General features: G+C 61.6%; 17 protein-coding genes. 8 read left to right on the top strand and 9 right to left on the bottom strand.

Annotated elements, in window-relative coordinates; genetic code table 11:
* Window positions 1–82: 82 nt before the first annotated feature.
* Genes PHW99_RS01645 through PHW99_RS01655 form a run of 3 tightly spaced genes read right to left on the bottom strand, consistent with a single transcriptional unit; the run spans window position 83 to window position 3,419 of the window.
* Complete coding sequence (locus PHW99_RS01645) at window positions 83–1,495, bottom strand: sensor histidine kinase N-terminal domain-containing protein (protein ID WP_300173135.1); 1,413 nt, start codon at window positions 1,493–1,495, stop codon at window positions 83–85.
* Entirely contained in the window at window positions 1,492–2,172 is a 681-nt protein-coding gene (locus tag PHW99_RS01650) for a response regulator transcription factor (protein ID WP_300173138.1), read from the bottom strand. The genes PHW99_RS01645 and PHW99_RS01650 overlap by 4 nt, the downstream gene beginning before the upstream one ends.
* Window positions 2,169–3,419 (bottom strand): class I SAM-dependent methyltransferase, encoded by a 1,251-nt coding sequence (locus tag PHW99_RS01655; protein WP_300173141.1) that lies wholly within the window; start codon window positions 3,417–3,419, stop codon window positions 2,169–2,171. The genes PHW99_RS01650 and PHW99_RS01655 overlap by 4 nt, the downstream gene beginning before the upstream one ends.
* 146 nt (window positions 3,420–3,565) lie before the next feature.
* Here PHW99_RS01655 and PHW99_RS01660 point away from each other — a divergent pair, with 146 nt between their 5' ends.
* The 3 genes from PHW99_RS01660 to PHW99_RS01670 are packed head-to-tail and all read left to right on the top strand — an operon-like array spanning window position 3,566 to window position 6,562.
* A complete protein-coding gene (locus PHW99_RS01660) occupies window positions 3,566–4,525 on the top strand; it encodes a tripartite tricarboxylate transporter substrate-binding protein (RefSeq protein ID WP_300173144.1) in 960 nt (319 codons plus the stop codon).
* A gap of 19 nt (window positions 4,526–4,544) precedes the next feature.
* Window positions 4,545–5,066, top strand: coding sequence for a tripartite tricarboxylate transporter TctB family protein (locus PHW99_RS01665; RefSeq protein WP_300173147.1), 522 nt, complete (start codon window positions 4,545–4,547; stop codon window positions 5,064–5,066).
* Window positions 5,066–6,562, top strand: a complete 1,497-nt coding sequence (locus tag PHW99_RS01670; RefSeq protein ID WP_300173149.1) for a tripartite tricarboxylate transporter permease — start codon at window positions 5,066–5,068, stop codon at window positions 6,560–6,562. The genes PHW99_RS01665 and PHW99_RS01670 overlap by 1 nt, the downstream gene beginning before the upstream one ends.
* Before the next feature lie 51 nt (window positions 6,563–6,613).
* Here the strand turns inward: PHW99_RS01670 and PHW99_RS01675 are convergent, their stop codons facing one another.
* Entirely contained in the window at window positions 6,614–8,179 is a 1,566-nt protein-coding gene (locus PHW99_RS01675; protein WP_300173152.1) for a methyl-accepting chemotaxis protein, read from the bottom strand.
* Between the two features lie 197 nt (window positions 8,180–8,376).
* On the opposite strand from PHW99_RS01675, the gene PHW99_RS01680 reads away from it, so the two are divergent.
* The 3 genes from PHW99_RS01680 (at window position 8,377) to PHW99_RS01690 (ending at window position 12,078) form a co-directional block, all read left to right on the top strand.
* Window positions 8,377–9,201, top strand: coding sequence for an HDOD domain-containing protein (locus PHW99_RS01680; protein WP_300173155.1), 825 nt, complete (start codon window positions 8,377–8,379; stop codon window positions 9,199–9,201).
* Window positions 9,202–9,288: 87 nt separating this feature from the next.
* A complete protein-coding gene (locus tag PHW99_RS01685; protein WP_300173158.1) occupies window positions 9,289–10,575 on the top strand; it encodes an HD domain-containing phosphohydrolase in 1,287 nt (428 codons plus the stop codon).
* Window positions 10,576–10,623: 48 nt separating this feature from the next.
* The gene (locus tag PHW99_RS01690; RefSeq protein WP_300173161.1) at window positions 10,624–12,078 is read left to right on the top strand and encodes a bacteriohemerythrin; all 1,455 of its coding nucleotides are present in this window, start codon (window positions 10,624–10,626) and stop codon (window positions 12,076–12,078) included.
* A gap of 2 nt (window positions 12,079–12,080) precedes the next feature.
* On the opposite strand, the gene hemH is transcribed toward PHW99_RS01690, so the two are convergent.
* The 5 genes from hemH to hpnC are packed head-to-tail and all read right to left on the bottom strand — an operon-like array spanning window position 12,081 to window position 18,704.
* On the bottom strand, window positions 12,081–13,187 hold the full coding sequence (gene hemH, locus PHW99_RS01695; protein ID WP_300173164.1) for a ferrochelatase: 1,107 nt from the start codon (window positions 13,185–13,187) through the stop codon (window positions 12,081–12,083).
* A gap of 25 nt (window positions 13,188–13,212) precedes the next feature.
* Complete coding sequence (locus tag PHW99_RS01700; protein WP_300173167.1) at window positions 13,213–15,618, bottom strand: penicillin acylase family protein; 2,406 nt, start codon at window positions 15,616–15,618, stop codon at window positions 13,213–13,215.
* Between the two features lie 23 nt (window positions 15,619–15,641).
* On the bottom strand, window positions 15,642–16,955 hold the full coding sequence (gene hpnE / locus PHW99_RS01705; RefSeq protein ID WP_300173253.1) for a hydroxysqualene dehydroxylase HpnE: 1,314 nt from the start codon (window positions 16,953–16,955) through the stop codon (window positions 15,642–15,644).
* Between the two features lie 20 nt (window positions 16,956–16,975).
* The gene (gene hpnD / locus PHW99_RS01710; RefSeq protein WP_300173169.1) at window positions 16,976–17,815 is read right to left on the bottom strand and encodes a presqualene diphosphate synthase HpnD; all 840 of its coding nucleotides are present in this window, start codon (window positions 17,813–17,815) and stop codon (window positions 16,976–16,978) included.
* Window positions 17,816–17,849: 34 nt separating this feature from the next.
* On the bottom strand, window positions 17,850–18,704 hold the full coding sequence (gene hpnC / locus PHW99_RS01715; protein ID WP_300173171.1) for a squalene synthase HpnC: 855 nt from the start codon (window positions 18,702–18,704) through the stop codon (window positions 17,850–17,852).
* Between the two features lie 113 nt (window positions 18,705–18,817).
* On the opposite strand from hpnC, the gene PHW99_RS01720 reads away from it, so the two are divergent.
* Window positions 18,818–20,017: an efflux RND transporter periplasmic adaptor subunit gene (locus PHW99_RS01720; protein ID WP_300173173.1), complete on the top strand. Its 1,200-nt coding sequence runs from the start codon at window positions 18,818–18,820 to the stop codon at window positions 20,015–20,017.
* 7 nt (window positions 20,018–20,024) lie between these two features.
* Complete coding sequence (locus PHW99_RS01725) at window positions 20,025–23,201, top strand: efflux RND transporter permease subunit (protein ID WP_300173175.1); 3,177 nt, start codon at window positions 20,025–20,027, stop codon at window positions 23,199–23,201.
* Window positions 23,202–23,217: the final 16 nt, after the last annotated feature.

Genomic DNA, 23,217 nt, shown 5'->3' on the forward strand with positions numbered 1-23,217 from the left:
TTGCAGTACAACCGGGCGGCGGGGGCAAGCGGGACAAGACTTCATGGGGTGTCGGGGCCAACAGGGTAGGACAGGCACCAGTTTATCTGCTGGCCAACGGCAGCCGCACGGTGGCGTCCACCCCCACCACCTGGCCGTGATGGCTGCGGTTGACCAGTTCGATGCTGCCGCCCAGGGTGCGGGTGATCTCGGCGCAGATCGCCAGCCCCAGACCCGAGCCGCTGCCGGCCTGCCCGGCGGAAAAGGGTTGGAACAGGCGTTTTTGCAGCTCGGCGGAGATACCCGGGCCGTCGTTGCTGATGACCAGCGCTGCCGACTGCTTGTCACACAGCAGCCGGATGTGCAGCTGGCCATGCGGAGGGCTGTAGCGGATGGCGTTGTGCAGCAGGTTGCGCGACAACTCGCGCAGCATCCAGTCATGGGTCTGGATCGGGGCGGCCGTGGTTTCGATGTCAAAGTCCAGCTCGTGTTCGGCAATCAGTGGGGACAAGTCCAGCGCCACATCACGCAGCACGCTGGCCCAGTCAATGGTGGCGCCCGGGCTTTCGTGCGCCAGCTGGGCCACCTTGGCCAGCGACAACATCTGGTTGGCCAGGGTGGTGGCCCGCTCGACCGTGTGGCTGATTTCTTCCAGCGCCTGGGCTGGCTCGACATCACCGCGGCGGGCCGACTGCACCTGCACCTTGAGCACAGCCAGCGGCGTGCGCAACTGGTGCGCGGTGTCGCGCACGAACCGTTTCTGGTTTTCCAGCAAATGGTGCAGCCGGCTCATGGTGGTGTTGGTGGCGTCCATCAGCGGCAGCAGTTCCAGCGGTGCATCGGCCACCGCCAGCGGCGTCAGGTCATCGACCCGGCGCTCGCCGAGCAGACGGCTCAGGCGGCGTACCGGCCGGGTGGCCCGCTGCACCACCACCACCACCACCAGCGCAATGACGGTCACCAGCGCCAATTGCCGCCACAGGGTGTCAAACAGGATCTGGCGTGCCAGGGTGCGCCGCAATTCCAGGGTCTCGGCCACCTGCACCACGGCCATAACCCGTGCCCGCTGCATCGCCACGGGCTGCAGCAACACGGCCACTCGGACAGCGTCGCCGCGGTAGTGGTCGTCATAAAAATCAACCAGCGCGGCGTAGGGACCGAGTTTGGGCAGTTTGCCACGCCAGGCCGGGAGGTCTTCAAAGCCGTCGATCAGCGCGCCGGAAGTGCTGGAGATGCGGTAGATCATGCGGCTGCGGTTGTCGGCCTCGAACACTTCCAGCGCGGCATAGGGCACGGTGGCGCTGAGTTGCGCTGCATCGGCTTCACCCTGGGCGGTGATGTGTTCACCAATGGCCTTGGCTGAAGCCAGCAGGGTGCGGTCATAAGCGGTGTTGACGGCGGTCAGTGCCTGGCGGTACAGCACCACGGTATCCACCAGGATGAACAGTGCCACCGGCAGCAGGATGCCCAGCATCAGGTAGCTGCGCAGGGACAGTCGGCGCCAGAGTGGGCTCATGATGGCAGTTTGAGCAGATAACCCAGGCCGCGCAGTGTGGTCAGGGTGGCGCCGGTGTTGTGCAGTTTTTTGCGCAGCCGGTAGGCCACGACTTCAATGGCCTCGAACTGCACCTCCTGCTGGCCCGGAAACACCAGTTCAAACAGCCGCTCCTTGGCCACCGCTTGGCCGGGGCGTGTCAGCAGGGCCTTGAGAAAGGCCAGTTCCCGTGGCGCCAGTTCCAGCACCTGACCCGCATGGTAGATAGCGCCGCTCTCTTTATCGTAGCTAAGTTCGCTTTGTTTATGCGGGCTGGAGGCTGTTTTTTCATAATTTTCTGCCTTGCGCCGGTGCAGGGCGTGCAGGCGGGCTTCCAGCTCGTCCAGATCAAACGGTTTGGGCAGGTAGTCGTCGGCACCGGCCTTCAGGCCCACAACGCGGTCACCCACGGTGCCGCGGGCGGTGAGGATCAGCACCGGGGTGCTCAGCCCATCGTCGCGTGCCTGCGCCAGGATCTGCAGGCCGTCGCGACCGGGCAGGGTCAGGTCCAGCAGCACCACGTCGGGCTTGAGGGCGCGCCAGCGGGCCAGTGCGGCGCGGCCATCACTGCACACTTCAACCTCCCAGCCCAGCCGGGTGAGGCTGCGCGTCAGGGTGGTGTACAGGGCCACATCGTCTTCAACCAGCAGCAGCTTCACGCCCGGGGCTCTCCTTGGGTTGTTTGGGGGGGCGTGATCAGGGCCAGACGCCACAACGAGGTTACTTCCTGGGCGCGGGCGTGGTGCAGGGCGTCATTTTTGTCGCTGGCCTTGGGGTGCAGCGGTTTGGCATCAATGCGGCTGACCACCCGCAGGCCGTTGCGTGTGAACAGGTCCAGCAGTTCTTCGCGGCGGCGCAGGCCCAGCAGTTCGGCCAGGTTGGACAAAATCAGCCAGCCTTCTCCCTTGGGGGCCAGATGGGCGCGCAAACCCTGTACAAAGCCACTGAGCATGCGGCCGCCCTCGTCATAGACGGCGTGTTCCAGCGGTGAGCCCGGGCGCACCGGGAGCCAGGGCGGGTTGCACACAATCAGTGAGGCCTGACCGGGTGGAAACAGATCAGCCTGCACAATGTCCACCTGGTCTTGCAGGCCCAGCTGCGCGATGTTGGCGCGGGCACAGGCCAGCGCACGGGCATCCTGGTCGGTGCCCACCACGTGGCCGACACCCCGGCGGACCAAGGTCGCAGCCAGCACGCCGGTGCCGGTGCCGATGTCGAAGGCCACGAGCTTGTCCTGTCCCTTGGGTGGTTTGGGCAGGTGCGCCGTGGCGACCAGTTGGATGTATTCGCCGCGTATCGGCGAAAACACACCGTAATGGGGGTGGATGCGGTTGTTCGGCGCAGCGCCGAGCGCAGGGATTTCCACCCCAACGCGGCGCCATTCGTGGGCGCTGCTGATGCCCAGCAACTCGCGTAGGGAGGCCACCGATGTGCCGGTACCCGCTGGTGCACCAAGGTCAGCGGCGCCCCAGGCTTCGGTGCAGGCCAGCTTGAAATCGGGTGCCCGGCGCAGCGGGATGCTGTAGTCGGCATTCAATTCCATCAGCAACATGCCCAGCAGTCTGGCGCGTTGGGACTGCGCTTGCCGATGCTGGTTGAACGCTTCTGCCACGGCCACCGGCTGGCTGGTTGGACGGCGCTTGCGTCTGGGCAGCTGGTCAGCCCGGCGGGCCAGTGCCTGCAGCATTTGCCGGGCATTCTGAAAGTCGCCGCGCCAGAGCATGGCAGTGCCTTCACAGGCCATTTGGTAGGCCAGGTCGGCCGTGGTCCGGTCATCGACCAGCACCACCCGGCTGGGTGGCGCCGCGCCGCGTTCGCTGCGCCAGCGTGCGCAGTGCGCCTGCTCGGATTCCAGCCAGTGGATGTCGGCGGGCGCCAACGTGGCGGTTGTAGGGTGAGGGAGCATGGCAGCGGTACTGAAGTGAATGACAGGGTTGTAACAGATCGTGGCAAGCCCCGGGGACTTGGTAGTTTCCCTAGGATGAACGGACAGGCGTTTGACAGGCTGGCGGCGCACCATTGCCGGGTGTTCAAACCAACAGGAGATGTGTGATGCGTCGTGATACCTTTTTGAAATCGCTGGCAGCTCTGGCAGCCAGCAGCAGCCTGCCCATGTCAGCGTGGGCGGCGACCAATATCAAGATGATGATTCCGGCCAACCCCGGTGGTGGCTGGGACGCCACTGGACGTGCCCTGGGCAAGGCCCTGCTGGAAGCCAAGGCGGCTGACACGGTCACGTTTGACAACAAGGGTGGTGCTGCCGGTGCCCTGGGCCTGGCGCAGTTTGTCAACGCCAGCAAGGGTGACCCGAATGCCCTGATGGTGATGGGCGCGGTGATGCTGGGTGGCATCATCACGGGCAAGCCGCCGGTGTCGATCACGGCAGCGACCCCGATTGCCCGCCTGACCAGCGAGTACAACGTGTTTGTGTTGCCGGCCAATTCGCCGTTCAAGACCATGGCCGATGTGGTGGCACAGCTCAAGAAGGACCCCGGCAGCGTCAAGTGGGGCGGCGGTTCGCGTGGCTCCACCGAACACATCGCCGCAGCCATGATTGCACGTGAAGTGGGGGTGGACCCGGCGCGCATCAATTACGTGGCATTCCGTGGAGGTGGTGAGGCTACCGCAGCCATTCTGGGTGGCAATGTGACGATTGGCGGCAGCGGTTACAGCGAGTTTGCCGAGTACATCAAGGCCGGCAAGATGAAGGCCGTGGGAGTGACCTCGGGCGCACGCCTGAAGAGCATTGATGTGCCGACCCTCAAGGAGCAGGGCATCAATGTCGAGATTGGCAACTGGCGCGGTGTTTACGGTGCCCCTGGCATCACCCCCGAGCAACGCAAGGCATTGACCGAGGTGGTGCTGAAAGCGCTGAAGACCAAGTCCTGGTCTGAAGCATTGGTGAAAAATGACTGGACTGCGGCCGTGTTGTCGGGGCCGGCATTCGAGAAGTTTGTTGACGACGACTTTGCCTCGCTGCGCGCGACCATGGTCAAGTCCGGCATGATCTGACCCCGAGGAGCCCAAGCCCATGCGTCAACACGGTCCGGCGTCTCATTCGCCCTTTTTGCAGTCTTTGGTGGGTGTCGGGGTGGTGTTGCTGGCCCTGGGCTTGGGGGTGGGGGCCTACCTTATCCCCTCCAACGCGGGGTATGCCGGCGTGGGGCCAAACTTTTTGCCATGGTTGGTCACGCTGGCGTTGCTGGCGTGCGGTGTGCGGCTGGTGTGCAAGGCGCGCCGAGGTGGTTTTCGCAACATGGAAGAGCACTCCGGTGAACATCCCGATTGGCAGGGGTTTGCCTGGTTGTCTGCCGGGCTGCTGCTGAACGCCGCTTTGATCACCACCATCGGTTTCATTTTCAGTTGCGCCCTGTGTTTTGTGCTGGCCGCGCGGGGTTTGCGCCTGGCTGAGGGCCGGCCGCCGGGGCAGGGCTGGGCGTCGGTAGGTCAGGACACCTTGACCGGGCTGCTGATAGCGGCGCCGGTGTTTTGGGCATTCACGAAATTTCTGGGCATCAATCTGCCTGGCCTGACACAAAGCGGGTGGTTGTGATGGAAGTATGGGATTTGTTGTTGCAGGGGTTTGCCACGGCAGGCACCCCGGTCAATCTGTTGTGGGCGTTCGTCGGCTGTGCGCTGGGCACGGCCGTGGGTGTGTTGCCGGGCATCGGACCGGCCACGGCGGTGGCCATGTTGCTGCCCATCACCACCCAGGTGGAGGCCACGGCCTCGATGATTTTTTTTGCGGGGATCTATTACGGCGCCATGTATGGCGGTTCCACCACCTCGATCCTGCTCAATACGCCAGGGGAAACCGCCACCATGGTCACGGCCATGGAAGGCAACAAGATGGCCAAAAGTGGCCGGGCCGGTGCGGCCTTGGCGACATCAGCCATTGGTTCGTTTGTCGCTGGCACGATTGCCACCGTGCTGGTGACGCTGTTTGCGCCGGTGGTGGCCGAGTTTGCGGTCAAATTGGGGCCGCCGGAATATTTCATGCTGATGTTGCTGGCTTTCACCACGGTGAGTGCTGTGCTGGGGCAAAGCACGGTGCGTGGCCTGACGGCCTTGTTCATCGGGCTGGCGATCGGGCTGGTGGGCATGGACCAGATCACCGGCCAGGTGCGCTACACCGGGGGGGTGCCCGAGTTGCTGGATGGTGTTGAGATTGTGCTGGTGGCGGTGGGCCTGTTTGCCGTGGCCGAGGCCATGCATGCCGTGTTGTTCGAGGGCAAGGTGGTTGAGACCGAAAACCGCATGAGCCGGGTCACCATGACCTTGAGCGACTGGAAACGCTCAATCCCGGCCTGGTTGCGCGGTACCCTGATTGGGGCGCCGTTTGGCTGCATCCCGGCTGGCGGGACCGAGATCCCCACCTTTTTGAGCTACGCCACCGAAAAAAAGCTGGCCAAAGGCGAGAACCTGGCTGAGTTTGGTACCAAAGGGGCGATTGAAGGGGTGGCCGGTCCGGAGGCCGCCAACAACGCGACGGTGACGGCGGCGATGATCCCGCTGCTGACACTGGGCATTCCCACGTCGAACACCACGGCCATCTTGCTGGGGGCGTTTCAAAACTATGGCATCCAGCCTGGCCCCCAGTTGTTCTCCAGCTCGGCCGCCTTGGTGTGGGCGCTGATTGCCTCGCTTTACATCGGCAATGTGATGCTGCTGGTGCTGAATCTGCCGTTGGTGGGGCTGTGGGTCAAGTTGCTCAAGGTACCCAAGCCACAGCTGTATGCCGGCATTCTGATTTTTGCCACGGTGGGAGCCTACGGCATGCGCCAGAGTGCGTTTGACCTGTTTCTGCTCTATGGCATTGGTTTGCTGGGTCTGCTGATGCGGCGTTTCAACTTTCCGACCGCACCGGTCTTGGTGGGCATGATTCTGGGGCCGCTGGCCGAGGCCCAGTTGCGCAATGCCATTTCGATCGGCGAAGGCAGCGCCATGATCTTTTTGCAACGTCCGATGTCGGTGACGATTCTGGTGGTGGTGGTGGTGATCCTGTTGTTGCCGCGCCTGTTGAAATGGCACAGCGAGCGCTTGCGCTGAAGTCGCGCCGCGCCCTGTTGGGACCACCACAGGGCGCGAATAAATCAGCCCTTATGACTTGCCAATGAGGGCTTGTGTCCCGGCTTCGCTGACCTTGAATGTGCCAACCACCCGTTCCAGATGCGCGGCCTGGTCCTGCAGTGACTGCGCTGCGGCAGCGGCTTGCTCCACCAGGGCGGCATTTTGCTGGGTGACCTGATTCATCTCGTCAATGGCGTCACTCACACGTTCAATACCGCCTGACTGATTGGCACTGGCTTCGGCAATCTCGCCCATGATGTCTGTCACATGGCGGATGCTCTCCACAATGTCGTTCATGGTGCTGCCAGCCTGGTGCACCAGGCTGCTGCCGGCCTCGACCTTGCTGACCGAGTCGCTGATCAGGCCTTTGATTTCCTGGGCTGCATCAGCCGAGCGTTTGGCCAGACTGCGCACTTCGGCCGCCACCACGGCAAAACCACGACCCTGTTCACCGGCGCGGGCGGCTTCCACGGCGGCGTTCAGCGCCAGGATGTTGGTCTGGAAGGCAATACCGTCAATCACCGCAATGATGTCCACAATCCGTTTGGACGAGTCGTTGATGGAGGCCATGGTGTCAATCACGCCGGTGACTACTTGGCCACCGCGTACCGCCACTTCAGAAGCAGACTGTGCCAGCTCATTGGCACGGCGGGCATGATCGGCGTTCTGGTTGACTGCCGCCGTGACCTCGGCCATGGAGGCCGCTGTTTTTTCCAGGGAGCTGGCCTGTGTTTCAGTGCGGTTGGACAAGTCCAGATTGCCGCTGGCGATGTCGCTGGAGGCGCTGTAAATGGTGTCCGTGCCAGAGCGGACCTGTTCGACAATTTTGACCAGGCTGGTATTCATGTCGTGCAGGGCTTGCTGCAAGTGTCCCATTTCGTTGTGGGAACTTACCTGTACTCGTTGCGTCAGGTCACCTTGGGCAATATTGCGTGCGATGGTCACACAGTATTCCAGGGGTTGGGTCACCACCCGACGGATGAACGGGTAAATCAGCATCAATACCGGTATACAAGTGATCAGCGCGGCCAGAATGGATTTGAGCCGCTGGTCGGCCAGACTGGCGTTCACCTTGTTCAATGACACCTTCATGCTCACGGCGCCCAGAACGGTGCCTTCCGGAACCACGTGGCAGGTGGTGCAGTCCTTGCCCAGCGAATTCTTGAGCGCCAGTGCTGGACGCACCGCCCGCAGGTATTCACCCTGTTGGTCAGACTCGACCACGACCACCGGTTTGCCGCTGCCAAGTACCTGTTGTTCGATGGCGTCCGGCTTGCTGTCGTCTTTTTCGGTACCGGCGCCAAACACCTTGGTCACGGCTTCGGCGCGCAGCACCCGCATATCGCGGATGGAACCAAGCTGCTTGACCTGGTCCAGAAACACATCACGTTGACCAACGGTTCCGGTGACCATCATGCCGGTCAGTCCGGCCATGGTGGCGTCATGCATGCTGCTGGAAAAGTCGGTGGCCTGTTCCAGCGCTGCCTGTCTTGTCACGTGGCCTTGCCAGATGATGACACCCGTCCAAACCACCAGTAGCGCGGCAGCAATGGTCGCCAGGAGTTGAATCCAGATTTTGTATTTGCTGTTTTGCACAAAAGTTCCTTGGTGTCCGACAGTTGGCAATATACCTCCGATTGACTTGTTTTCAGTAGGGTTCCGGTCCACTTCCGCTTGGTTAAAAGTGGACAACTGAAGTAAAGTGCGTCGTGAATGGGCTGTTTCCTACCGGCCAGTGTTCTGGCTGGCGCTTGATGTAGAGGTGTATGAGTGTCCTGAGTCCGGATCTTTACATGCGACTGGTTGCTGCCGTGGACGGCATGCCGGCTTTTCCGAAAAGTGTCCAGAAAATCCTGGAACTGACCCGGAATATGGCTTGTTCACCCAAGGATCTTGTCGCCGTGATCGACAAGGACCCGGTGGTGACCGTCAAGGTTCTGCGGGTGGTCAACTCTGTCTATTACGGGCTGGCCACGCGCATCACCTCGATTGATCAGGCGGTGGTGTTCCTGGGGTTCAACACCATCAAGAATCTGGCGCTCAGCATCGCGGCCATTGGTATGCTGCCGGGACATCCCCTGGCCGGATTTGACGGGCAACGCTACCTGATGCATTCATTGACTTGTGCTGGCGTGGCCAGACAACTGGCGCATCGTTTGCCCGACGCGGACCCTCATGATGTTTTTATCGCCGGACTGCTGCATGATTTTGGCAAGGTGGTGGTGGCCCAGTTCATGCCGGTTGAATTTCGGCGGTCGCTGGAGATGAGTCTCTGGCGGGAAATCCCCCTGCATGAGGCTTTGTGTGAAGTGATTGGTGTTGACCATGCAGCGGTTGGTGCCATGCTGGCGGAAAAATGGCGCTTTGCCAAGGAGCTGGTGGATACCATCCATTACCAGCATGAACCACAGACTTGTGATACCGCCATGATGGCCTGTGTTTTTGCGGCCAACCAGATCAGCAAGCGGTTGGGGTACGACTATGGTGGCAGTCTGATGGTGCAGGAATTGCCACCAACGGTTTTACAGCGTTTGGGCGGTAAACTGGCAGACGTGATGGCCTCACTGGGAGACCTGACGGGGTTGGTGAATGAAGCCAGATTATTTGCAAAAAACTGACGTGATTTGCCCAGACGGAGCCATATGGATATGACCGAGACACCGGCAGCGGTTGCAACGGATGGCCTAGTTGGAACCATCTTGTGCGTGGATGATGAACCCAGCATTTTGTCGGCCTTGCGCCGGCTGTTTCGCGCCAAGGGCTTTCAGGTCAAGGTGGCTGAAGGTGGGCAGGCGGGACTGGAGATGTTGGAGAATGAGCCGGTTGACTTGGTGATTTCCGACATGCGCATGCCGGAGATGGATGGGGTGACATTTCTGGAGCAGGTACGCCAGCGTTGGCCCGATACGATGCGGCTGCTGTTGACCGGTTATGCGGACATCACTTCGATCATGGGGGCCATCAACCGGGGCGAGATTTATCGCTATATCGCCAAGCCATGGGATGACAACGACATCATTTTGATTGTCCGCGGCGCATTGCAGCACCATGCGTTGGAGCTTGAACAGAAACGCCTGCAGGCGCTGGTACAGCAGCAGAATGAAGAGCTGAAGACGCTCAACACCAGTCTTGAAATCAAGGTCGAAGAACGTACCGCCGAGCTCAAGCGGGCCAATACGGCCTTGCACGGTGCCAATGAACGACTGAAGAACAACTTCATCACCTCCATCAAGGTATTCACCAGCCTGATCGAGTTACGCAACAGTCATATTGCCGGGCATTCACGTCGAGTGGCTGACCTGGCGCGGCGACTGGCCATCCAGCTTGAACTGGATAACAAACAGGTGCAGGAAATCTTTGTCGCGGGTTTGTTGCATGAGGTGGGCAAGGTCGGTTTTGACGACGAGATGCTGGAGACACCGATCGTGATGCTCAACACCCGGCAACTGGTGGAGTTTCGCAAACACCCAGCGCGTGCAGCGCAATTGTTGCTGCCGCTGGGTGAACTCAAGGGGTCCGTGGAAATCATTGGTGCCCAGCTGGAACGGTTTGACGGTGCCGGGTATCCGAATCAGCTCAGTGGAACCAACATCCCCATCGGGGCCAGGATTCTCAGTGTGGCCTGCGACTATGACAGCCTGCAAATTGGTGTTTTGGCGCAACGTAAACTGGATGTGGTTCAGGCACAGAACGCGGTTGTTCAAGGCAGTGGACGCCGTTTTGACCCCGACGTGGTGGAAGCTTTGGTGGTACTGCATGGGGTGCAATCCCGCGAGCAGCTGAAGAAGAACCAACCTCAGGAGCGCACCATGAGTTTGTATGATCTGGAACCGGGTATGGTGTTGTCGCGTGATCTCGTGACACCCAGTGGTTTGCTGATGTTGACGGCGGGCCATGTGCTCGACGATCTGGTCATCCGCAAGATCCTTGAGTTCCAGCGCTCCAGCGATTTGAAACTGACCGCTGATGTCTGGCAGGACCCCAAGGTGTAGGCCATCACCAAGAAGTTGACGCTTGCCAATGACTCAAGGGGAAATCACATGGCACTTATGGCTTGGACGCCTTATTTCGAGACGGGATTGGACTTGGTTGACGCCCAGCACCACGCGCTGGTGGATATGGTCAACAACGCCGCCCCCCATCTGGCGCTCGATGATGAAGCAGCCAAACAAGCGGTTGGCCCCTTGTTGGACAACCTGACGCGTTATGCCGCCATCCACTTCCGTGACGAAGAGCGCATGATGGTACAAAAGGGCTTGGTTCCGGACTACTTGCGGCACCACCATCAAACACATCAGGCGTTTGTGGATGAGGTGACGCAGATGCGGCGTCAGTACGAGCAGGAAGGCAGCCTGCCGGGTGCCGATCTGCTGCGGTTTTTGGGCAGTTGGCTGAGCTTTCATATCCTGGTGGAGGACCAGCGCATGGCCAACCAGATGGCCGAAATTGACGCCGGGCAATCTGCTCAGCAGGCTTACGAGCATGTCAGTGAACCGCAGGATGCCGCCCATGCCGTGTTCAACAGCTCGTTGCTGGACATGTTCACGCTGCTGACCGAACGCAATCAAAAACTCGCACAGGCCAATGAAGAAGTGCACCGTGTCAAGGTCGCGCTGGAGCTGGCCAACCAGTCTTTGGAGCAGCGTGTGCAGGAACGCACCAGTGAACTGGCTGCCTCGATGGCACATCTTGAGCGCGCGCAAAACCAGTTGTTGCAGTCCGAAAAAATGGCTGCGGTCGGGCAGTTGGCTGCCGGTGTCGCTCATGAAATCAACAACCCGGTGGGGTTTGTGACTTCCAATCTGGGTGCCTTGTCCGACTATGTGACGCAATTGCTGGAGCTGTTGGACACCTACGAGCAGGTCGCTGCGACGCTGCCGCAGGCGCAACGTGAGCAGGTGGTTGCTGCACGGAAAAAAATTGACCTGGACTACCTGCGCGAAGACATCCCCAACCTTCTGCATGAATCCAAGGACGGGCTGGCGCGTGTCAAACGTATCGTGGGTGATTTGCGTGATTTTTCACACAGTGATGAGGGACACTGGGCGGCTGCGGACCTCAACCAGGCGGTGGAGAGTGCGCTCAATGTGGTTCGCAACGAAACCAAATACAAGGCGGAGATTGTCAAGGCATTGTCGCCCTTGCCACCCGTGGTGTGCATCGTGGCCCAAATCACCCAGGTGCTGGTGAACCTGTTGGTCAATGCGGCCCAGGCCATCGCGGTCAAGGGCGCCATCACGGTGCGCAGCGGTGTGTTGGGGGAACAGGTCTGGCTGGAGGTGAGTGACAGCGGGTCAGGCATGCCGGAGGAGGTCAGGAAGCGCATTTTTGAACCTTTTTACACCACCAAACCGGTTGGCAAGGGAACAGGTTTGGGCCTGTCCATCACCTGGGAAATCATTCAGCGTCACCATGGCTCGATTGACGTGCAAAGTGCGCCGGGACAGGGCAGCACTTTTCGCATCACCTTGCCGCTACTACAGCCGCAGGCCTGACGCTATTTTGTGGCGCCCAGCGCCAGTGCCCGGTCACGGCAGGCCGTGAGCTCTGCCATGTGGTCACCGGCTTGGGTTGGCCAGCCTTGCAGATGCTGCTGTGTGATGTCGGCCAGCGCCGTGATCCAGGCCGGGTCATCGTTCAGGCATGGGATGTAATGAAACTCCTGGCCGCCTGCCTGCAAAAACGCTGCACGCCCCTCCTGGTCGATTTCTTCGAGTGTTTCCAGGCAGTCACTGGTGAAGGCCGGGCACACCACATCCACCCGTTTGACACCGGCTTTGGCCATGGCAATCAGGGTTGGCTCGGTGTAGGGCTCCAGCCACTTGGCTCGTCCCAGCCGGGACTGGAAGGTGACCTGGTATTGCTCCCTGGTCAGTCCCAGGCGCTCGGCCAGCAGGCGGGCAGTCTTGAAACATTCACAGTGGTAGGGATCGCCCAACTGCAGGGTGCGTTGCGGAACCCCGTGAAAACTCATCACCAGCATGTCGGGACGTCCATTGTGCCGCCAGGCCTGATGCACCCGGCCCGCCAGCGCGGCAATGTAACCTGCATCATCGTGGTAATGGTTGACAAAACGCAGCTCCGGGATGGCACGTACCCTGCCGGCCCACTGGTAAACCGCGTCCCACAGGCTGGCGGTGGTGGTGGCTGAATATTGCGGGTAGGCCGGCACGATCAGCACCCGGGTGGTGCCAGCGGCCTTGAGCGCGTCCAGTTGTGATGCGATCGAGGTGCTGCCATAACGCATGGCGTAGCGCACCTGCACATCATGGCCGCGTTGTGCCAGCCAGCCTTGCAGCAGCTTGGCCTGCTTGTCAGTCCAGACCTTCAGGGGCGACCCGTCCTGGGTCCAGATGCTGGCGTATTTGGCTGCGGATTTGGCGGGTCGCAGACGCAGGATGATGCCGTGCAGGATCAGCAGCCACAGCAGTCGTGGGATTTCCACGACCCGTGGGTCGCCCAGGAATTCAGCCAGAAAGTGCCGAACGTCCGTCGTACTGGCGCTGTCCGGGGTGCCCAGATTGCAGTACAGCACCGCGGTACGTGCTGGCTGGCCATGGCTAAACGGGGGTTCTTTGGCGAAAGCAGAGGTGACTAAAGGCATGGTTTATTTTCGCCGACTGGCGTCGTCAGGGTGCCCCGGGCTTGAGGGTGAGTGTGTCACGCGTGTTGGCGACCACATCAGACTCCTTCAGGTACTGCTGCATGTACCCACCAACCACATAGGCCGCGGCCTGGTCGCTGTAGTGGCGATCAAACGGCACACCACTTTGGCCCACGGGGTTGATGCCCCGCGCCTGGCTGGCATCGGCAAAGTCGATGATGCGCCGGGTCGATGGGCCATAAATCACCGACCAGGGGGCCGGGCCAATCGAGATGGCCAGATTGTTGGGTACCTCGCGTGAGCCGGGTGCGTCAAAGGGGCCGACGTTGAACAACCAGTCAAACGGCTTTTGTGTCGCCATCGGGTGGCTGTGGGTCAAGCGGTGCGCCGGGCCCCAGCCCCAGTCGTTGGGGCTTTTCCCCAGCGCGGCTTTCAGGTGGGCGATGGCAGCGTGCCAGGCAATGCGCACCATGTCCCGGCGAGTTTCCACCGCTGGGGTTCTGGCATCGTCCCACCAGGGTGAGTGGGTGTCTGCCGCCAGACGCGGCAGGGCAAAATCCAGCGCCCGTGTTGCCAGCAGGTTCTTGAATTGCAGGCCACCGAGTTCATCGGACAGGGTGGCTTTGGCCAGTTCATACAAAAACTGGGTAAACACCGTGGGTGGGATGTTGGGCTTGGTGTATTGCCCGTCCCACTGGGTCAGGCTGTCAAAGACCGAACGCTCCAGCGGGTCGCGCACCACCTCGCTGAGATCTGGCAGCAGTGGCTCCAGCACCCGCCAGAAATAGGCCGTCTGGGTGCTGAGTTGCAAGGATTGGCTGTTGAGTGGGTTCCACTGGATGGCATCGTTGCCCAAGCGGTCTTCCAGCGCCTGGGCGCGGTCATACAAGTTGTAATACCCGGGGATGGGCAGGCCGCTGGCTGGCTTGGGCTGATGGTTGGCCGAGACGATGTAACCACGCGGCGGGTTTTCTTCCTGCGGGTTGTCGGTGAAACGGTAAAACCCCAGTTTGTCCGCTTCGGGTTCTGCGCCGTCCAGAATAAAGACTGGGTTGACCCCCGGCGGGCGTATCGGCAACCGGGCCGCCGCCCACCAGCCGATGTCACCACCCGCGCTAGCCCACACCACGTTGAGCCCGGGGGCGTGGATTTTGCTGGCGGCCTGACGCGCCTTGGCCAGCGTATCGGCGCGATTGAGTTCGTAAAAGGCCTCCAGCACCGGGTTGTCAGATTCCAGAAACGTCCACCACATGGCCACCGGAGCGTCGCCCAGGGTGTCGCGAAAGGCACTGGTGATGATGGGGCCGTGGGGTGAGCGTTGCAGTGTCAGCGTCACCGGCGCAGCGCCCTTGACCTTGATGATCTCCTGGGTGCTGGTCAGGTCGACCCACTGGCCTTGAAACCAGACCTGGTTGGGGTTCCCGGGGTTGACGCGTTCTGCCACCAGATCGATGTCGTCGTTCTGGAACATGGTCAAGGTCCAGCCAAATTGCAGGTTATGGCCCAGCAGGGCGGAGGCGTTGAGGGCCTGGAAATGGCCATAAAGTTCAAAGCCGGGCATGCTCAGATGTGCTTCGTACCAGACCGCTGGCACGGCAAAACCGATGTGGGGATCACCCGCCAGCAGTGGCTTGCCGCTGGAGCTGCGCTGGCCGGACACGGCCCAGGCGTTGCTGCCTTCAAACAGCGGTACACCGGCCAATTCCTGTGCCTCACGGCTGGCCTGGGCCAACTGGCTCAGGGCCTGCCAGTCGGGCTTGGCTGCTGCGGTGGGCGCCGGGCTGAGAACGCCCAGCGGGTTCCACTCCACGTCAAAAATGCGCAGGTAGTCCGGGCCCAGTTCATCACGCACAAAAGTCAGCACCGGTTCGGTCTTGAAGGCAGCGGCAAAGCTGTAAGCCAGATAACCGGATACCGCCACGGTGTCTTGCAGCGTAAAGGGTCGTTTGGGAATGCCCATCAGGTCAAATTCCATGGGGGCTGGGTGGCTGGCCTGAAACTGGTTGATCCCGTCCAGATAGGCGCTCAGCGCCTGGACCGATGGACTCTGCGGGTCCAGTGTGGCGGCTACCTTGGCCGCGTGCTCGCGCAGCCGCAGGGTGCGAAACAGCCGGTCGGTCTTGACCAGCTTCGGACCCAGGATTTCGGACAGTTCACCTTGTGCCAGACGGCGCACCATTTCCATCTGAAACAGGCGGTCCTGGGCATGGACATAACCCAGGGCACGGTACAGGTCACCTTCATGGCTGGCCTTGATGTGGGGCACACCACGTTCGTCATAACGCACGCTGACCGGCGCCTTGAGCCGGGACAGCGCCAGTTCGCCGGAGCGCTGGGGCAGCTTGGTGTTGACGTACCAGAAGGCGCCACCGCCAGCCGCCAACAGCAAGGTGAGCAGCAAGCCAAAGACGATTTTCAGGGCAAGTTTCATGGCGAAGTCGGGGAGGGGGCAAGTCAGGCGTGGTCAGTCATCATATCGGTGTTGGCCAGCACCGCGGCGGCCACACCGCTGCGCACCGCGCCTTCCAGCGTGGCGGGGTAGGGACCGGCCACGTAGTCACCACAGGCCAGCAGACCGGGCGCAATCCGGCTGCCGGGGCGCAGCAGATGAGGTACGCAGGCAAACGTGGCCCGCTTTTCCACGATGGTTTGCACGGTCTGCAGGTCCAGCTGCAACTGGTCTTCAGCCTGCTGCAGCACCTGGGCCTGCAGTGTGGCGCGGTCACTCTGGCTGGCGCTCACTACAAACGCCAGCAAACCTTGGGGGCCGCCCAGCTGCCCCCGGTCAAAGACAAACTGCGCAGGATGGGCGGCGTTGCTGCGCAGGGCCAGCATGGGTTGCGGCAGCCTGGCGGTCGGAGCCCAGGCATAGACCGTGGCAATCGCCTCGAAGCGCAGGGCACTGACAGTGGACACCCACGCCTGCATCTCATTTGCTATATATTTTATAGTTGATGAGAACGATTTGGTAAGGGCTAGCGCTGCATTTTCTGCAGAATTTGCCAGAATCACGGCGTCAAAAGACTGGCCGTTGACCTGCCAGGTGTTGCCGCCACTGGGCGCAAGTTGCGCCACCCGCGTGCCCAGGTGCAGTTGAGCGCCGCGCTGTTGCACCCAGTCGGCCGCAGCGGCTGGAAACAGGGTGCCGAGGTCGGTGCGGGGCAACAACAAGTGTGAGCCGCCGGCCACGCCAAACAGCGCGTCACGCAGCACCCGCAAGAAAACCTGGGCATCGGCTTGGGCGACGGGGGTGTTCAAGGCCGAGACACACAGGGGCTCGATCACATCAGCCGTCACACGGGTGCTCACGGTTTGGCACAACTCGGCCACACTGAGCCCGGCTTCACAGGTAAACCCTTGCCGTTGCCAGCGTGTGGCGGCGCATATCAGCGACCATTTGTCGGCCCAGGTCCAGCCGCGCGCGCCCAGGATGCCGCCCAATGCATCCAGCGGTGTCGGCCAGTTGGGCAGGTGAAGGCCTGTGCCGTCAGGAAACTGCAGCGTCAGGGGCAGATCCAGCAGCACATCGCGTGGTGCCAGGCCCACCAGGCGCATCAGGCGCAGCGTTTCGGTGTAAGCGCCAATCAGGATGTGTTGGCCGTTGTCCAGCATGACCGGGCGGCCGTCTGGCAGCGTGGCTGGCAAGGAGCGTGCCCGCCCGCCGAGGGTTCTGGCGGCTTCAAAAAGCGTGACATGATGACCATCCTGGCAGGCATGAACCGCTGCCGCCAACCCGGCCCAGCCGGCACCCACGATGGCGATGTCCAAAGGTCGCCTGGTCATGGCGACTAGAGCTGCCCCAGCGCCTGCACCTTCCAGGCCAGCCAGAGTTTGCGCAAGGGGGTCAGGCTGATGCGCTGGTGCAGCACCTTGAACTGCTCCTGTTCCATCTCACGCAGCAGGGCCCGGTAAATGCTGGCCATCATCAGCCCGGGTTTCTGGGCGCGCCGGTCGGCTGCGGGCAACAAGGCCAGCGCCTGGTCATACAGAGCGTGGGCGCGCTGCGCCTGAAATGTCATCAGCGCTTCAAAGCGCTCGGAGTAACTGCGGTTCAGAATCTCTTGCGCGGTCACACCAAAACGTTGCAGCTCGCTGACCGGCAGGTAAATGCGCCCACGCATGGCGTCTTCACCAACGTCACGCAGGATGTTGGTGAGTTGCAGCGCCTGGCCCAGGGTGTGGGCGTAGGCGGTGGTCTGGGTGTGGGTCTGGCCAAAAATCTGCGCTGCGACTTCACCAACCACGCCGGCCACCAGGTGGCAGTAGCGCTGCAGGCCAGGGTAATCCAGGTAACGGGTCTGGTTCAGGTCCATCTGGCAGCCTTCGATCACCGCTTGCAACTGGCGCTGCTCGATGCCATAAACCGGCGCCAGCGGCATCAGGGCCTGCATGACCGGGTGGCTGGGTTGGCCGGCAAACGATTTGGCGACTTCGGCCTGCCACCAGGCCAGTTTGGTGGCAGCCACTCCGGCGTCGCTGGTGTCGTCCACCACGTCATCCACCTCACGGCAGAACGCATAAAACGCGGTGATGGCCGCCCGTTTGGGGGCTGGCAGGAACAAAAAGGCGTAATAAAAACTGCTGCCGGAGGCGGCGGCTTTTTGCTGGACGTAGTCTTGGGGGGTCATGGGGGCAGCTTGGTTGCGCCTGAGTTTAAACAGGTCAGCTTGACCGCATCCACAAGGCCCGCCACAGCAGGACGGGCAGGTCCAGCAGGGTCAGCTTGGGCCGGGTCCGCCAGGTGGCGAAACCCAGGGCCTCGATCTTGTCCAGAATGCGCAGTCCACCCTGGACCACCAGGCGCAGCTCCCAGCCCGCACGGCCCGGTATCTTGTGTGCAAGATCAGCACCTTTCAGCATCATAGCCCGCGCATGGTTTGCATAGTATGCTACCAATTTTGAAGCATTTTCGGTGTGACTGGTCGGCTGCAGATCGGCCTCGCTGACCTGGAAGCGGGCCATGGTCTCCATGCTGGGGTACCAGCGGCCACGCGCCACGTCCACATGGATGTCCTGCCAGAAGTTGATGAGTTGCAGTGCGGTGCAGATCTGGTCACTTTGGGCCAGGGCGGCCGGATCGTTGATGCCGTACAGGTGCAGCAACAGGCGCCCGACCGGGTTGGCCGAGCGGGTGCAGTAGTCCAGCAATTCCGCATCTCGGGTGTAGCGGCGCCGGGCGGCGGTGTAGGCAACATCCTGCTCAAACGCGTCCAACAGGTCGGTCAACAGCGGCACCGGCAACCGGTGTGTCTGCAGGACGTGGCGCAAGGGGGTCAACACCTGGGACCAGCGTGCGCTGACCGTCTGACCGTTGGCCGCGGCCAGCAGGTCGGCGCGGTAGCTGCGCAAATCGGCCAGGCGGGTGGCGCTGTTGGCCGTGCCTTCGTCGGCCAGATCATCAGCGGTGCGGGCAAAGTGGTAAATGGCCGCGATGGCCGGGCGCAGATGGGGTGGGCACAGGAGCGAGGCCACCGGGAAATTTTCGTAATGGCTGATCGGGGGCGAGGCTGGCGACATGGCTGAAGGCACTGGGCAAAAAAGGGCAAGAAAGAGCGTGTTTGACAGCCGTTGGAAAATACCTAGAATTAATAACCGATTGGTCATTAATTTGTGTTCTTGAAAGTCCTGTTATGAATCTGCGGTCTTCTGTCATTCGTTCACTGGGGATGGGCTTGACTATAACGACAGCGGTCGGGTTGGTGGCCTGTTCCCGACCGGCGCCACCGCAGGAGCCGATCCGCTCGGTCAAGGTCATGACTGTCGGCACCGGGCCGCAGGTGGCCACGCTGGAATATGCGGCCGAGGTGCGTGCCCGGGTCGAATCGCGGCTGGGTTTCCGGGTGGGCGGCAAGGTGCTGGCGCGGCCGGCGGAGGTGGGGCAACGTGTGCGCGTGGGGCAGCTACTGGCGCAGCTGGACCCGCAAGACCTGAAACTGGCGGCCGATGCGGCACGGGCCCAAGTGGCTGCGGTGCGAACCAATCGGGATCTGGCTGCCGCGGATTTCAAGCGTTACCAGGCCTTGAAAGAACAGAACTTCATCAGTGGCGCCGAGCTGGAGCGGCGTGAAGCCACACTGCAGGCCGCCCAGGCGCAGCTGGATCAGGTGCAGGCTCAACTGGCGGTACAGGCGAACCAGACTGGCTACGCCACCTTGGCGTCCGATGTTTCAGGGGTGGTGACCGCCGTGCTGGCTGAGCCGGGACAGGTGGTGGCCGCAGGCACACCGGTGGTACAGGTGGCGCAGGATGGCGCACGTGATGTGGTGTTTGCCGTGCCGGAAGACAAGGTGGCGGGCATCCGGGTTGGCTCCGCCGTGCAGGTGCGGGCTTGGGCGGGTGCCGGGTCGCTGATGGCCACCGTGAGGGAGGTGGCGGCCAGTGCGGACCCGGTGACCCGCACCTTCACCGTCAAGGTGGCTTTGCCGGCGAACAGTGATCTGGCTTTGGGCCGCACGGTGTCGGTGTTGCCGGCCGGCCTGCAGCCCAGTGGCACCCAGGTCATCAAGCTGCCCACCAGCGCCCTGCGCCAGGACGGGCAGGCCACGGCGGTCTGGGTATTGGAGCCGGCCAGCATGACGGTGCGCCTGCAGGCCATCCAGGTGGTGGCGGCTGATGGCAACGAGGTGGTGGTGACGGCCGGGCTGACGCCCGGCATGCAGGTGGTGGTGGCCGGAGTGCATGTCCTGGCACCCGGACAAAAAGTCGTACTTTATAAGCAAAACAAGGCTCCAGCCCAGGAGAAACAAGCGCATATAGCTATAAATAATGTAGCAAATGATGCTTCCTCGGCGAGCCGGTCTGCTGTTGCCGTGTCGGCTGCTGGCCAGTGAGATGCGCATGAAAGACAAACACTTGCACCCGGAAAAGGGCTTTAACCTGTCGCGCTGGGCGCTGGATCATGCGCCACTGACGCGGTTTTTGATGGTGGTGTTGATGGTGCTGGGCGCCACCAGTTATTTCCAGCTGGGCCAGGATGAAGACCCGCCGTTCACGTTTCGGGCCATGGTGGTGCGGGCGTATTGGCCGGGCGCCAGTGCGCAGCAGATGGCCGAGCAGGTGACGGACAAGCTGGAGCGCACGTTGCAGGAAGTGCCTTACGCCGACAAGATACGCAGCTACTCCAAGCCAGGTGAGTCGCAAATCATTTTTTACATCAAGGAGAACGCCCGCGGCAACGAGGTGGCCAACGTCTGGTACCAGGTGCGCAAAAAAGTGGGTGATATGCGTGCCACCTTGCCGCAAGGTGTGCTCGGCCCTTTTTTCAATGACGACTTTGGGGATGTCTATGGCGTGATTTATGCGCTGGAGGCACCGGGATTCGGTTATGCCGAAGTCAAGACTTTTGCCGATGAGGTGCGCCAGCAATTGTTGCGTGTCCCGGATGTGGCCAAGGTGGAACTGTTTGGCGTGCAGGATGAAAAGCTGTTTGTTGAAATCTCGCAAAAACGCCTGGCCCAGCTGGGTCTGGATCTGAATGCGGTCTTGGCCCAGCTGGGTCAACAAAATGCCGTGGAGTCTGCTGGCGCGGTGCAAACCCCGCTGGATGTGGTCCAGGTACGGGTGGCCGGGCAGTTCAAGGCGGTGGAAGATTTGCGTGCCATGCCGATCCGTGGCAGCAGCGGTCACCAGCTGCGTCTGGGAGACATTGCCGAGGTCCAGCGTGGCTACATCGACCCACCGTCGGTGAAGGTCAGGTTCCAGGGCCATGAGGTGATTGCGCTGGGCGTGTCCATGACCAAGGGTGGTGACATCATCCGGTTGGGCAAGGCGTTGTCAGAGACCGTGCAGCACATTGAACGGACCTTGCCTGCTGGTGTGACGCTGGCGCAAATCCAGGATCAGCCCAAATCGGTGTCGACATCGGTCAACGAGTTCATCCGGGTGCTGATTGAAGCGGTCGGGATTGTGCTGGGGGTAAGCTTTCTCAGCCTGGGCCTGCACAAGCGTCCCGGCGTGCAGCCGTGGTTTCGGCGCTGGACGCTGGACATGCGTCCCGGGCTGGTGGTGGGCATCACCATTCCACTGGTGCTGGCCATGACCTTTCTGGCCATGAATTACTGGGGCATCGGTCTGCACAAGATTTCACTGGGCTCACTCATCATTGCGCTGGGACTGTTGGTGGACGATGCCATCATCGCCGTGGAGATGATGGTGCGCAAGATGGAGGAGGGTTACGACAAGGTGCGGGCCGCCACCTTTGCCTATGAGATCACCGCCATGCCGATGCTGACCGGCACCCTGATCACTGCGACGGGCTTTTTGCCCATTGGCATTGCCAGATCCGCCACCGGCGAATACACCTTTGCCATTTTTGCGGTGACCGTGATTGCCCTGGTGCTGAGCTGGATCGTGTCCGTGTATTTTGTGCCGTACTTGGGAGTACGTCTGCTCAGGACGCCTGCCCATGCTGCCCAGCCGGCGGCTGATCAGGGGCTGACGCCGGGTGAGGTTGCGCACGAGTTGTATGACACGCCGTTTTATGCCTGGTTTCGCCGTACGGTCCATGCCTGCGTGCGCCACCGCTGGATCACCATCGGGGCCACACTGGCACTGTTTGGCCTGGGCATCGTTGGCATGGGAAAGGTGCAGCAGCAGTTTTTCCCGGACTCGGCGCGGCCCGAAATCACGGTGGACTTGTGGTCACCTGAGGGCACGTCATTTACCCATACCGAAGAAATTGCCAAACGGGTGGAAGCACGTTTGCTGACAGAACCTGGTGTGACCTCGGTGACCCAATGGGTGGGCTCCGGTGTGCCGCGGTTTTACCTGCCGCTGGAGCAGATTTTCCAGCAGCCCAATGTGTCGCAATTGATTGTGTTGCCCAAGGACATCCCCACCCGGGAGGCTTTGCGCCTGAAACTGCCGACCTTGCTGGCGCAGGAATTTCCCGAGGTGCGTGGGCGGGTCAAGCTGTTGGCCAATGGCCCACCGGTGCCTTACCCGGTGCAGTTTCGGGTGATCGGGCTGGACCCGCAGGTGCTGCGTGCCCGTGCTGACGAAGTGACCGCGCTGATGCGCCAGAACCCGAATACCCGGGGTGTGAACGACAACTGGAATGAATCGATCAAGGTCATGCGACTGGAGGTGGACCAGACCAAGGCGCGGGCGTTGGGTGTCACCAGCCAGTCGATCGCCCAGACCACCAGAACCGTTCTGAGTGGCACCACGGTCGGGCAGTTCCGTGACGGGGACAAGCTCATTGACATTGTGTTGCGTCAGCCGCTGGAGGAGCGCCATGCCATCAGCGATATTGCCAATGCCTATGTGCCGACGGCCTCTGGCAAATCCGTACCGTTGTTGCAGATTGCCAAGCCGGTGTTCACCTGGGAGCCGGGTGTGATGTGGCGTGAAAGCCGGGACTATGCCATCACGGTACAAAGCGACATTGCCGATGGACTGCAGGGCGCCACGGTGACCCAGCAACTGTTGCCTCAGCTCAAGTCGCTGGAAGCCAAATGGGCGCAGGCCGGGCAGGGTGACTACCGCATCGAAGTGGCCGGCGCCGTGGCTGAGAGTGCCAAGGGCTCGTCATCGATTGTGGTGGGCATTCCAGTGATGTTGTTCATCACATTCACCCTGTTGATGCTGCAGTTGCACAGCTTCAGCCGCGCCATGCTGGTGTTCCTGACCGGGCCACTGGGGGTGGCCGGGGTGGCCGGGGCGCTGCTGTTGTCAAACCGGCCGTTTGGCTTTGTGGCGCTGCTGGGCGTGATTGCCTTGATGGGCATGATCCAGCGCAACTCGGTGATCCTGATTGATCAGATCGAGCAGGACCGCGCCCGTGGTGTGCCTGCCTGGGAGGCGATTGTGGAGTCGGCCGTGCGCCGTCTGCGTCCGATTGTGCTGACGGCCGCAGCGGCCGTGCTGGCCATGATTCCTCTGTCGCGCTCGGTGTTCTGGGGGCCCATGGCGGTGGCGATCATGGGGGGCTTGATCGTGGCGACGGTATTGACGCTGCTGGCGCTGCCGGCCATGTATGCCGCCTGGTTCCGGGTGACCCCGCAGAGCCGGTAACCAGGCTGCGGGTCAC

Origin of the sequence: Rhodoferax sp. (assembly GCF_028689305.1) — a bacterium.
Taxonomy (GTDB): Bacteria; Pseudomonadota; Gammaproteobacteria; order Burkholderiales; family Burkholderiaceae_C; genus Rhodoferax.